At 55.3% G+C, this 12,308-nt stretch carries 9 protein-coding genes and 1 pseudogene; 4 read left to right on the top strand and 6 right to left on the bottom strand.

Annotation, left to right across the window (positions count from 1 at the left end; translation table 11 throughout):
• Positions 1-198 precede the first annotated feature (198 nt).
• From ACZ1HA_RS13450 to ACZ1HA_RS13435, 4 genes are all read right to left on the bottom strand, one after another.
• Positions 199-1,557 carry a multicopper oxidase domain-containing protein gene (locus ACZ1HA_RS13450; protein ID WP_472714253.1) on the bottom strand — a complete coding sequence of 453 codons (1,359 nt, stop codon included), beginning with the start codon at positions 1,555-1,557 and terminating at the stop codon, positions 199-201.
• A 191-nt stretch (positions 1,558-1,748) separates the two neighbouring features.
• Complete coding sequence (locus ACZ1HA_RS13445; protein ID WP_472714252.1) at positions 1,749-3,077, bottom strand: ATP-binding protein; 1,329 nt, start codon at positions 3,075-3,077, stop codon at positions 1,749-1,751.
• The gene (locus tag ACZ1HA_RS13440) at positions 3,046-3,717 is read right to left on the bottom strand and encodes a response regulator (RefSeq protein ID WP_472714251.1); all 672 of its coding nucleotides are present in this window, start codon (positions 3,715-3,717) and stop codon (positions 3,046-3,048) included. Before ACZ1HA_RS13440 ends, ACZ1HA_RS13445 begins: the two co-directional genes overlap by 32 nt.
• 98 nt (positions 3,718-3,815) lie before the next feature.
• A complete protein-coding gene (locus ACZ1HA_RS13435) occupies positions 3,816-4,364 on the bottom strand; it encodes a phosphatase PAP2 family protein (protein ID WP_472714250.1) in 549 nt (182 codons plus the stop codon).
• Positions 4,365-4,611: 247 nt separating this feature from the next.
• Between ACZ1HA_RS13435 and ACZ1HA_RS13430 the strand changes: the two are divergent.
• Positions 4,612-5,241, top strand: a pseudogene (locus tag ACZ1HA_RS13430) (tyrosine-type recombinase/integrase); the annotation flags it as partial.
• 88 nt (positions 5,242-5,329) lie between these two features.
• Here ACZ1HA_RS13430 and ACZ1HA_RS13425 read toward each other — a convergent pair.
• A complete protein-coding gene (locus ACZ1HA_RS13425) occupies positions 5,330-6,061 on the bottom strand; it encodes an SDR family oxidoreductase (protein ID WP_472714249.1) in 732 nt (243 codons plus the stop codon).
• A 10-nt stretch (positions 6,062-6,071) separates the two neighbouring features.
• The gene (locus ACZ1HA_RS13420) at positions 6,072-6,716 is read right to left on the bottom strand and encodes an NADPH-dependent F420 reductase (protein WP_472714248.1); all 645 of its coding nucleotides are present in this window, start codon (positions 6,714-6,716) and stop codon (positions 6,072-6,074) included.
• Between the two features lie 88 nt (positions 6,717-6,804).
• Between ACZ1HA_RS13420 and ACZ1HA_RS13415 the strand changes: the two genes are divergently transcribed.
• The 3 genes from ACZ1HA_RS13415 (at position 6,805) to ACZ1HA_RS13405 (ending at position 11,224) form a co-directional block, all read left to right on the top strand.
• Positions 6,805-7,704, top strand: a complete 900-nt coding sequence (locus ACZ1HA_RS13415) for a LysR family transcriptional regulator (RefSeq protein WP_472714247.1) — start codon at positions 6,805-6,807, stop codon at positions 7,702-7,704.
• A gap of 289 nt (positions 7,705-7,993) precedes the next feature.
• Positions 7,994-8,806 (top strand): DUF2189 domain-containing protein, encoded by an 813-nt coding sequence (locus ACZ1HA_RS13410; RefSeq protein ID WP_472714246.1) that lies wholly within the window; start codon positions 7,994-7,996, stop codon positions 8,804-8,806.
• Between the two features lie 426 nt (positions 8,807-9,232).
• Complete coding sequence (locus ACZ1HA_RS13405; protein WP_472714245.1) at positions 9,233-11,224, top strand: putative bifunctional diguanylate cyclase/phosphodiesterase; 1,992 nt, start codon at positions 9,233-9,235, stop codon at positions 11,222-11,224.
• Positions 11,225-12,308 lie beyond the last annotated feature (1,084 nt).

The raw sequence follows: 12,308 nt of genomic DNA, 5'->3' as shown, positions 1-12,308 counted from the left end.
AGGCAGCGAAACTCAGAAGCCATGGGCGTCTTCACAGTCCGCGTATTCCCGTGTCGAACTCCTCGCCAACGCAGTGGTCGGTTGAGGGTAGCTTAGATGTTCCCCACGGGGATGGCCCTAAGCGGATCTTGAAGCCAAAGCAGGAATGCTGCGCTTGCATCCCCAATTGCGGACATTCGCCCTTTCTTGCTACTGGTCCTATCCGACCGTGAATTGCCCCATCATACCGCAGTCTTCATGCTCCAGGATGTGACAGTGGTACATGTAGGGCGCATTTTCAGGCGCATCGAAGTCGAAGCGGACCAGTACTTCAGACCAACCGTCTTCGACGTGCACCATATCCTTCCAGCCTTGGGCGTAGGCAGGTGGCGGCCCGCCGTTTTGAGAAAGAATTCTGAACGAGCAGCCGTGGATGTGGAAAGGATGCAGCATGTCGTCGACCGAGATGCGCCAGATCTCCGTCTCGCCCTTGGCCACAGCTTCGTCGATCCGGTCCATCTTCATCGGTTGTCCATTGATGGCCATAGCGCCACCGCCGCAGACATTGCCCCACGCCAGGGCCAGGGCCGCAAGGTCAGCGCCCGTGTCCATTTGCAGACGGAAGTCCCGTGTTCGGACCGCTTGTGTCGGATCAGGCAGTGTCAGCGTGGCGAGGCGGTTAGGCATCGCCCCGTCAAACCCTTTCCCGCTATTGCGTGTCAGCGTGAGGGCGTCCAATGTGGTCAAACCGCTACCAAACAGCGTAGCAAAGAACCCTTCATTTTCAAAACCAACTTGCAGCGTGTTCGTCGCAAGTGCACGCATGTCCACGAGGATTTCATAGCGTTCGCCAGGCGACATAAAGAGCGTTTCAGTTTCCACCAGGGACGGCAGGAACCCACCTTCGGAGGCGATCACAGAGATTGGCCCCGTCGCCATCGAGAGCGTGAGGAACCGTGCATTGCAGGCATTCAGGAGACGCAGTCGGACCAATCCTGAAGGGACCTGCTGGGCCACTGGTGCCAGCGTCCCGTTCACTACCAGCGTTTCGCCTTCGAACCCATCCTCGAACACTTGCGCAGACACACCGTAGGCCATGCGCCCGTTGCCATCGAATACCTTGTCCTGCAACACGAGCGTGAAGTCGTCCACACTGTAAGTTCCCGGCAGGTCAGCGGAGAGGCTTGCATCATCTTCGATCAGCAGAACCCCTGCGAGGCCTTTGTGCGTTTGTTCCGCCGTCAGACCATGCATGTGAGAATGAAACCAATTCATCGACGCGTGCTGGACCAGCGGTACATCAGGTGACCATGTCGCGCCCGGCTCTATTTCCTGGTGTGGGCCGCCGTCCACCTCACCCGGGATGTGCAGCCCGTGCCAATGCAATGTCGTCACGGTATCCAGTTGGTTGTGCACGTCAAAAGGCAGTGTCTGCCCCTGTTTAGCGCGCAGAACGGGACCGAGATAGTTTGAGTTGATGCCAAGTGTCTGGCTGGTCGCGCCGGTCCCAAAATCGTGCTGGCCGGCCGCACACGTCAGACTGATACGCTCGTTGAGGCCGGGCGTGAGGTCGGTCATCGGGATGACCGGCAACGGACGGACGCTTTGCTGTGCTCCCAATGGAGTGCCATATGCGAGCTGCGTGCCTGCAGCGGCACTTCCTGCCAAAAACGCGCGTCGGCTTAGTCTCATCCGGTGTGCCCCTTGATTCATCTGGAATTCGCAGGCACCGTAACGCCCAACCTGAAGCGAAGCTGAAGCCCTCGGTTTCAGGTCGCGCGTGCCCAGACTACGCGGAAACATGCGCCCTCCAGGATCTCGCTTTGGTGCACGGTGACTGTGAGGCTACTGCGCTTTGCAATCGCGCTCACAATTGACAGCCCCAGTCCAGCGCCTCCACCGCTCGTCTTGTCGGTTTGGAAAAACCGGTCAAAAATCTGAGCCCGCAGAGCTTCGGGCACGCCAGGACCGTTGTCCTCGATCATGACGCATGTCTCGGAGAGTGTGATATGCACGCAGCCTGGGCTGCCCGCGAATTTAAGTGCGTTTTCCAAAATATTCCGGAGGATCGTCCGCAAATCAACGGCCGAACCAACATAAACCGGTTTTGCTTCTGTGATGACCTTAACCGTCACGCCGCGCGTCTCCGCTTCTGGTGCAAGCGCGTTGCAGACTTCGGAAACCAACGGCGCAATCTGTATGTCTTGCGCAGGGCGATCCGTCTGCTCGGCTCGGGCCTGATCCAGCAACTGGCTGCTCAGTGCGGCCATACGATCTACGCCTTGCGTGATGTTGTCGAGCCTCGCCCGCGTACCAGCGTCTAAGGCTCCCAGTTCAATGGCCTGACACTGCGCCTTGATGATCGACAGCGGCGTGCGCAATTCATGCGCGGCGTCATCGACAAAGCGCCGCTCACGTTTCAGCGATGTTTCGATGCGACCAAGCAGGGCGTTCATTTCCTCTATAATTGGTTCCAGCTCGTCCGGCGCGTCCGAGGCCGGCAGCTGGCGCAAGTCGGAGGCAGATCGCTGCGTCAGTTCGTGAGACAACGAAGTGAGCGGCGTGAGGCCCTGGCGCACCAAAATCGTCGCAGTCAGAATGGCGCCCAGCAGGGCAAGGGCCATCGGAACCAGTGACGTGAAGGCGACCTGCAAGACAAGCTCCTCCGCCTCCTGTTCAAGCCGCGCGATCAAAACCCGTTCGCCCGAACCAAGGATGTATTCGCGGATGTCCCAACCTTCATCAAGCGTTGAGGGGGCAGGCTCCAAACCTGCGCTGCCCAAAAGCCCGTGCAAATCATCGCGGCTGTCCACCAGCAACGTGCCATTCGCGTCCCAGACCCGGATCAGATAGTCCTGACCGTAGCGCTCCAGACCCTCACCAAAAGACGCTCTCGAGATCGTCTCCCCCTCCAACCCTGCAATGGTCAACGCCAGGATGTCGGACTGTGCGTTCAACGCATCGCGCAACTCGGCCCGCGTACCAAAATAAACGAACCCCGCCGCTAAAAAACAGCAGATCGTCACGACCGGAACCAGTCGCCAGAGCAGCCTTTGGCGGATCGAGTTAACCCGCATCGCGCGTCTTATCGATGACATAGCCAACACCCCGGACTGTGCGGATTAAGTCGCTGCCGAGCCGCTTTCTGATCTGCGAGACGTAAACTTCTACTGTGTTGCTTTCAGCGCTGCCATCCCAACCATACAGGCTATCGGCCAGATCGTCCTTAGACACGATCCGCCCCGACCTTTCGAGCAGCAGCATCAGAACCTGAAATGCCAGCGGCGACAGTTCTACAGGTATTTCATTTCGGAACACCTTAAGTGCTGCGGGCACAACAACGATATCGCCATGCGCGATATTCGGTGCGCTGCGCCCGTTCGCGCGTCGCACCAAAGCTCGGGAGCGGGCCAGAAGCTCATTCATGTCAAAGGGTTTTATCAGGTAGTCATCTGCACCGCAGTCGAGCCCTTCGATCCGGTTCTCAACCGCCTCACGCGCGGTCAGAATAATTACTGGCTCTGACCGCTCAGCAGCGCGCATCCAGCGCAAGACACTCAGCCCATCCCGCCCGGGCAGACCCAAATCGAGCAGGACGAGATCAAAGCCAGTCGTAGCTAACGCATTCTCTGCGGTATCCGCATCCGCGACCCATTCCACCATGTAGCCGTCGCGCGACAAAGACACCTGGATCGCATCAGCGATCAAGGCTTCATCTTCGACAAGCAAAACCCGCACTGCGCCGTCTCCTCTTCGTCCCGACCCTTTTAGACACGAAGCTGAAGAAAACCTGAAGGCTCGGTACGTTCCGCGCAATGGTCAACTGAAGAGAAACCCTACGAGCGAAGGGATCTGAGGTAGACGCGCCGAAGCACACCAAGGCGGCGCAATGAGGCCCGCAAAGAGCAAAGCATAACAACTCCGCGCTCGCCCAACCAACCAAGCAGGGCACCGAACATTACCTGAAACAGAAAGTGCTTTCCCGCTTCAATACGGGATGCGCCCACGTATGCGGCGCTAAAGACAGCCACACCCTGCAAAGCCTTGTTCCGCTGCACACATTGATGAACCAGGTAGCTTGCACCAAAGGCCGCTGCCGCCGTATGGCCCGAAGGGAAGCCCTGCAGACCACCAGACGGCCGCAGATTGATGTCCGTGTCGCCCAACCCGCGCTTTAGCCCGTGAACCGCTGCATTTGTGCCAATGAACCGAAGCAAATAGCTCGCTGCGTCTCCGTTCGCGATTGCACAGACCAAACCGGCAACGGGTAGCGCGACCTGCAAACGATCGCCAACCTTTTCAACGTCGCCAGACCCCGCCAAAACCGTAACCGCCAAGATCACGCAGATCTGGGCTTGAACCCCTCGCTTCAGTTTTCTGATCATTCTTAGCCCTGCACGTCAGTTTGAAATTGGGGGCTTTTTGAACGTTCAGCTTAACGTGGCCTGAAGGCGCTCTGTCGTCGAAACTCATTTAAAGACCGTGGTTTTGATTCAACCAAAAAATATGACATCGCTGTTGTTCTGCTTTGCGCTCCATCCATCCGCGATTGTTCCCGGGTCTTGTGATATCCAACATCGGTCGGCGTCAGGCCGGCGATGTCGGAGGGAGGGGCGGACAGGAGGACAAATAATGGAAACACCAAACCTACCAGCTATTCACGCACTTCGCCCTGCATGGAACAAGGGCCGCATTGTGGGTCAGAAGCGGCCGCTGAAGCCGAAGCACGTCTGGGCGATCCGGGTTCGACTTGAACTTGCTGAAAACCATCGCGACCTCGCACTGTTCAACTTGGCAATCGATAGCACGCTGCGCGGCTGTGACCTGGTGAAGATGAAAGTCGTAGACGTCATGGCGTCTGGTCAAATCCAAGAGCGCGCGTCCGTCCTGCAAAGCAAAACCCAGAAACCGGTACGTTTCGAGATTTCGGAAGGCACACGCGCTTCAGTCGAGAAATGGATCGTAAATGAGCTGATGGTCGGATCCGAGTATCTTTGGCCACGCCGTTTTCATGAGCGCTTTCACATATCGACACGCCAGTATGCACGGATCGTTCGGGACTGGGTCACGTCGATTGGATCGGAAGCCAGTGCATACGGCACACATACTATGCGACGCACGAAAGTGACTCAGATATACAAGAAAACTGGCAACCTTTGCGCTGTGCAGCTCCTGCTAGGCCACACCAGGATGGAAAGCACAGTCCGATACCTCGGGGTCGAGCTTGAGGATGCGCTCGCAATCGCTGAAGCTATCGAAATCTGGAAAAGTTGGGCCGTCTTTACAGGCGGCCCTGAGCTGCAATTGATTGGCTTTCAATGCACGAACTGGAGATCACGCGCGCAACTCTCTACCGATGTGCATACTGGCGGATCATGTGCCCACCATCCACATCAAGGACAACACCAGTCGTATAGGTGTTCGTAATGAGGAATATCGCCGCCTCGGCGATTTCCTCAACCGTTCCAACTCTGGCGACGGGGAGAGACTCGCCTGTTGCTTCGTACATCGTTTCCTTCGCTTCGGGCTCCATCGCAGCATAGGCATCCGACCGGACCATCCCCGGCGAAAGACAATTGACCCTAAAGTCTGGACCAAGTTCTAAAGCAAGCCCGCGCGTCAGCGCTTCGACGGCTCCGTTGACGGCCGCCAGCCCGGAGCAATTCATGCCCGGGCGACGGGACAATACGCCTGAAAATAAAGTGATCGAGCCGCCCCGACGTATTTTGCTCAATGCCGCTTTCGCGACAGCGTAAGGGCCAAAGAACTTAGCATCAAACATATGCCGCAAACTGTCCTCGGGTAAGTCCGAAAAAGGCCCATGCGCGGCACTGGATGCCGAGATAACAAGGTGGTCGAGCTCTGGCAGAGCATCGACCCATGCAGCCACAGCATCCGGTTGGGTCATATCCACGGGGATCGCGATGCCTGCGCCAATCTCAGCGGTAGTTTTATCCAGGTTAGCCATGTTGCGGCTGGAGACGATCACGTCAGCGCCTGCTGCACCAGCTTGTGTGGCGATGGCCCTACCAATGCCCGAGCCGCCCCCAACCACTGCAACTGTTTGTTCATGTAAACGCATACTTATTTCCTCAGCGGATGGATTTGGTTTCCGGACGGATGAAATTGAAGATCGTGTGTGGGTCACTGCCCGCGAACAGAAACTTGATCACGATCGCAGCGGCGGCCTCCAGCTGGTATGCATGCGCGTTGTCACCAAGACGCAGGGGCTCTGCCCCGACATCCGCAATGAGCTCAGCAATGATACCGTCTGCGGCTTCATCAGCGGTATAAAGAGTAACCATCTGCCGCCCATCATAGGTCATATCCTGGTCCTCCCAGACCGCGACCTGCGCCATGTTGAATGCCTTGCCGACGGCTGCACCTGGCAGAGCCGCCGCGATCGCTTCGGTGAGCGCGCGCCCATCCTCGCGAGTGGTCAAAAACGTCTCGACACTCACTGGGTTATTGATGTCGATAACAGTCTTTCCATCGAATGCCGAGGATCCACCCGCCGCTTCGATTGCGGTAAAGACATCTTCCCAACGGGTCGCCAGGACGACGACATCCGCGAATGCGACGGCCTCTTGCGCTGTGCCGGACATTACGCCTATGGCCAAGGCGGCCTCGCGCGTTCTGTCCATGTCTCGGCCTGATAACATGATCTCGTGTGCGTGCGACCACTTGCCAGCCAGTGCCTTCGCCATCCCGCCAGCGCCTACAAATCCGATTTTCAATTCAGCCTCCTATTCCCGTGTTGCAATGAACATAGGAAGCCTCTATCCATAATTAAAATAGATCCGCCTTATATCTCACATAATCCATATGGATTTAAAGCAATCCGAAATCGGGCTTTTAGTTGCGCTTGATGCGTTGCTGGATGCAGAGAGCGTCACAGGTGCAGCTCGCACGCTCGGCATCAGTCAGCCAGCTATGTCCGCACAGCTCTCGAGGCTGCGCCGGCTCTTCAACGACCCGTTACTCGCCGCATCAGGCCGCAAACTTGTGCCAACTGTCCGGGCTCTGGAGCTGAAGCAACCCTTGCGGGCGCATTTGGCAAATCTCGATCAGTTGGTGCGCGAGAGCGCACAATTTGATCCGGCAACGTCGGACCGCACCTTCCGAGTCATCGGTACGGACTACGTGCATTCTGTTTTCTTGACATCCCTGGTGCAAAGCCTGGCCTCCCAAGCGCCGAATGCCAGGATCGCTTTTCTCCCATTCGAGCCAACCAGTGTATGGCCTCAATTGGAACAAGATAGCGCTGACCTGGCCTTGGTAACCGGAATGAACCTACCTGAGGCAAAGCGAAGGGCGGGATTGGTTGAAACGTTCAAAGTCATTCAACGCAAAGATCATCCACGCGGGACAACCGACTTTACCTTTGATACCTTTTGTGCCGCCGATCATGTACTTATCTCGCCGGAAGGCGGTGGTTTCATCGGGGTAACAGATAAGCTCCTTGGCGAATTGGGTCGCAGCCGTCGCATCACATGTTCGCTTCCCAGTTTTCTGCTTGCGCCGTCGGTCGTGGCTGGGTCAGATTTGCTTGCCATGATGCCTGCCCGACTGGCAGCTCTGCACTCGGACAGTATGGATCTGTTTGACCCACCCTTCCCGTCACCTGAGTTCACTGTCGATCTCCTGTGGCACCCTCGTCGCCATAAAGACCCCGCGCATATGTGGTTTCGATCGGTTGTCGGTCGGATCGCAACGGTCATTTGATTAAGAAAAGGCCCGGAAGCTTTTCTTCACGCGACTGTTTTGGAGTCGCGGCCCATTGTCACCCACCACCTGTGGCTGAGCTTATTGCAACGCGTGCCGTTGAACCTGCCGCTCGCAGCACACTTAACTGTTTCGGTTATTAGTACGAACCCAAAACCGGACAAAATCACCCTACACCCCAAAAACCTCTACTGATGCGGAGTTACCTGTTAAGGTGAGGCGTCGGTTTCACCGCAGGTCTGTTGGCAATGGGGCAGCGCTGTACAATCCGGTGAGCAAGGAGAGGGCCATGTCATCCAAGTTGTCCACAACACCAGACAGTCAGACGCCAAAGCGACAAGCAAAGCCCATAATCAACAAGGTTACCTCGGAGGATATCATCGCTTCACTGAAGGCCGGGTCTGCCGATTTTGCAGCACGGCCCATCATGAGTGGTTTCTTCGGCCTCTTTTATGCAGTGTTCGGCCTTCTGATGGTCTGGATACTTTTCTCACTCGGGAAGATCTGGCTGATCATTCCCTTTGCTGTTGGCTTTCCCCTGGTCGCCCCTTTTGCCGCCGCCGGGCTTTATGAAATGTCGCGCCGGATGCAGAAACCGGAGAGTTTCGGCTGGGCCGATATCTTCACCGTCATTGTCAGGCAACGCAAGCGCGAGATGGGCTGGATGGCCTTTGTGACCCTGTTCATTTTCTGGGTATGGATTTACCAGTTTCGGACCGTTCTGGTAATCGTGCTGCAGGATTCATCCTTCTCCGATTTCGACGGATTCTTAAACACCGTACTGTTTACGCCGGAGGGCTGGACCTTCCTTGCTCTCGGCACCTGCCTCGGAGCATTTCTCGCGGCCATACTGTTCACGGTGACCGTCATCGCCATGCCCATGCTGCTCGAAAGGGAAATCGATTTTGTTTCTGCCATGATCACCTCTGTCCGCGTTGTCGCGGAAAACCCGGTGGTCATGCTGCTCTGGGCGGCAGTCATCTCGGTTACGCTGCTGTTGTCGATGGTTCCGGCCTTCCTGGGCCTGATCTTCACCCTGCCCATCCTCGGCCACACGACGTGGCATCTCTATAAGAGGGCATTGTCATCGCCTGAAATGTGAACCGAAGCGCTTCGACCTTCGCTGATCCTAAAGAATGTCAGGACTGAACACGCGAGCCACAGCAGCTTTGCGCCGATGGTAGCATTTTCTGCAATGCTGCACGCGGGAGGTAGCGCTCTTAACGGACTTTGTTTCAGGCTGCATGACGCTCTCTAATCTCTTCAGGACATGATTGCTGAAAGGGTTCCTTTTTTCGATCCGCGGCCTCTCACACAGAGCCTTACAATGGAGCGAAGGAAAGCTCCAGTTCGCGAGCTTTTCGGCGCCGGCAGCCAAATTCGGAAAGCTCAGTGACCCGTCGTTCGGGACAGCGACTGTAGGCTTTTGAGCCAATTGTGCGGCATAAAATTAAACCGAGCCAACTGACTATTTACCATCGTCTCATATCCCTGCTCTCACAAACCCCCTTTGCACGGTCGAGGCTCCATGCGACGACATCAACGAATCGAACCCGCCAAACTTGCGATCCGGTATGTGCTTGGCCTCGCTCTGCTCGTTCTTTTCGTCATGGGTGGCCACGGCCTGCACATAGTAACCGGCAAGCAAGGCGCTTTGGATGAGGAGGTTCTGAACGTCAGTGGCCGCCAGCGCATGCTTTCTCAGAGGGTGCTGTTGCTGGCTCAAAGATATAACGACAGCGCAGATCCGCGCTATGCAATGTTATTGTCCGAAAGTGTCGACAGGTTTGCCAGTAGCCATGACTGGATCACAAACAACGCGATCATGCCGGAAACGGCCGTCTATGCGCATTATTTCAGCACGGTAGGTGCAAACCTGAACCAGCGGTCTCTGGAGTTTGTTGAACTGGCGACGTCACTGCGCGCCTACGAACCCGGCTCGCCGTCAGCATTAGCCATAGCGGCACAGCTTGAAGAAATGGCTCTGGTGGATTTGCTGAGTGAGCTCAATGCGGCGGTGGTTCTCTACGAAGCGGCGGCAAATCAACGAGCGCTGACTTTGGAACACATTCAGATCGCAGTCGTCGCAGCGACATTGCTCATCATTATTCTGGAAGTACTTCTGATTTTTTACCCGGCTCATCGATCGATGACTGGTATGATAAACAGGTTGCGTCACCAGGCATGGCACGATCAGCTGACTGGCTTAGTCAACCGTGCAGAGTTTATCGAACGGACCGAAAACCTTACCGACCTCCATCGCGACGAACTGGAAAATGTAGTTGTCTTTGGCCTCGATCTCGATGGGTTCAAACAGATAAATGATACCATGGGGCACCCGGCAGGGGATCTTGTTCTGCAGAGTGTGGCTTCGACCTTGCGGGATGAACTGAACAGCGCTGACGCGGTAAGCGAAGTTCACGTTTCCAGGGTGGGAGGCGACGAGTTTCTTATAAGTCTGCACACTGACAGCGATCGGCCAATTCTTTGTGCAGAGCAAATCAGCCAGCAATTGATCGATGCAATAGAACAACCGATTGCCGTTACTACGGACGAAAGAAAGTCACTGAAGTGTTCGGTTGGCGTCAGCATCGGCTTTGCACTTTTGTCGCAAACAAATGGTGATATCGAGGAGGCATTGGGGAATGCCGATATAGCACTGTATAAATCCAAGCAGGCCGGCAAGGGCGTTACGACATTTTTTGAGCCAGAAATGCGTCAGCAGATCGAATACGAACACCGGGTAAAACACGAACTCAGGACTGCGATACGCGGGCTCGAGTTTCGCGCATTTTTCCAACCTCAGATTAACCTGAACACAGGCAAGGTAGCAGGGGTTGAAGCATTGGCCCGTTGGAAGCATCCTGAAAAAGGGATTGTTGGGCCGGGCGACTTCATCGAAATGGCCGAAGAAGTCAAACTGATCGATGCTCTTGATGGTCAGATCATTCTAAATGCTTTTCAGGAATTCAAACGCTGCCGTTCAAGCGGCATCGACCTCGGGACCCTTTCCGTAAACGCAAGTGGGATGGCTTTGCGGGATCCGGAATTCTGCGAGGTGCTGAGAAAGGTTGCTGCGGCGCATGACATCGATCCGCATCAGGTGACGGTCGAAATTCTGGAAAACATTCTGCTGAAGGAAGATGACCCCTCGCTGGAAACTATACGCAAGCTTTCTCGCGCTGGTTTCGGTGTTGCCATTGATGATTTTGGTATAGGTTTCTCTTCTCTTGCACGTGTGGGCTATCTGAACGTTTCCGCGATAAAAATTGACCGTTTGCTTACCTCAGAGTCCGACAGTTCAAATATGCGCAAGGTACTTCATGCAACAGCGGCAATGGCCAAAGGCCTCGACGCGCGCCTGTTGGCGGAGGGAATCGAAACAGCCAGCCAGATGCAGATGATGCGGACTATCGGAGTTGAAGTAGGACAGGGCTTTTTCTGGGCTCAACCCATGAGCGCAGATGAGCTGTGCGAATGGATCAAAGATCAGCACCGCTACTGTCTGAAAGTGGTTTAAATCTATACTCGAAAACTGGTCCAGTTCGTTCACCGGGAAAACCGGCTAGTAGCGTTTTGCGAAGGAGAATTCCGGTATGTTGCCGGGTATTGCTGGCACTTGAGCTGATTGGGATCACCTGCTGAAATGTCCACTTCGCGCAAACCTCGATTATTTATGAACGTTTCTATACCATTCAATTTAGGCTCGGAGCAGACCTCGGAGTCAAAACAGCATCTAGATCTGCCTCAAGATTTAGGCGGTTAAAGACGGCCCTTACCTTGAAGCGGCGAATGCAGCCTCCCAGTCGCCAAATTATCTGATTCAAGCGAGCTGAAGGAAACTGTTCACAAATAAAGGTGCAGCGTGTCCAGATTGCGATCAAAACAAACGCTCCCTACGTGGCGAGAACCAGTACTAATTAGACTTAGTGCACCCGCTGACCGTGAAGGTCCGGTACGGCAGTATCTCACATCTCGTGCTGCAAGGCCGCAATTGACCGCTTTCCGCCCATAAATGAAGGTGACAGCCATTCCTCCGAAGTGTCTTGCCGCTGAGCGGAGATCGGCAGCTTCGAGCCCAGTGTGCCGAATGCTGCAGCCGCATCGAATGGCCGGTTTTCAAAAGACACAACGCAGGATTTGAGTGCCCGTGGCACTAAATACCGATGATCGACGCTCCATACAACCACATAGTGAAAAACCAAGAAATACAAAATAGTCCATATTTTGTGGTCAGCAGAAATCCGAAAAACGCACCTATGGGAGAATAGCCTTCCCCCATGACATCAGCCCGCCGTCCACTGGAAAGCAACACGCTGAAGGCCAAATAGCAGAGCCAAACATGAAACGGGAAATAAAATAAGAAGCCGTGGATCATAACAGGCCACGCGAACACAAGATGCGGCACGACGCCGAACGCAAGTCCTAGAGCGAAGCCCAAGAAAACGGTGTTTGCAACGCTAAGGCGATCCCAAGTCGGGAGGACATTTGAGATTAGGTTTTTCACGGTGCCAACTACCAAGCGCGTTCTCTTATTATCAAGCATACTTACGGTAGCGCGCAATACCATTCCCTAAAATGCAGCTAGTCATTAACGGCGCGCC

This window comes from Roseobacter sp. S87 (assembly GCF_055693285.1).
This window is presented reverse-complemented; position numbering and strand designations above follow the sequence as displayed.

Coding starts and splice junctions, on each gene's coding strand:
- ACZ1HA_RS13450 (WP_472714253.1), bottom strand. CDS start 1,557: ATGACCGACCTCACGCCCGGCCTCAACGAGCGTATCAGTCTGACGTGT.
- ACZ1HA_RS13445 (WP_472714252.1), bottom strand. CDS start 3,077: ATGTCATCGATAAGACGCGCGATGCGGGTTAACTCGATCCGCCAAAGG.
- ACZ1HA_RS13435 (WP_472714250.1), bottom strand. CDS start 4,364: ATGATCAGAAAACTGAAGCGAGGGGTTCAAGCCCAGATCTGCGTGATC.
- ACZ1HA_RS13425 (WP_472714249.1), bottom strand. CDS start 6,061: ATGCGTTTACATGAACAAACAGTTGCAGTGGTTGGGGGCGGCTCGGGC.
- ACZ1HA_RS13415 (WP_472714247.1), top strand. CDS start 6,805: ATGGATTTAAAGCAATCCGAAATCGGGCTTTTAGTTGCGCTTGATGCG.
- ACZ1HA_RS13410 (WP_472714246.1), top strand. CDS start 7,994: ATGTCATCCAAGTTGTCCACAACACCAGACAGTCAGACGCCAAAGCGA.
- ACZ1HA_RS13405 (WP_472714245.1), top strand. CDS start 9,233: ATGCGACGACATCAACGAATCGAACCCGCCAAACTTGCGATCCGGTAT.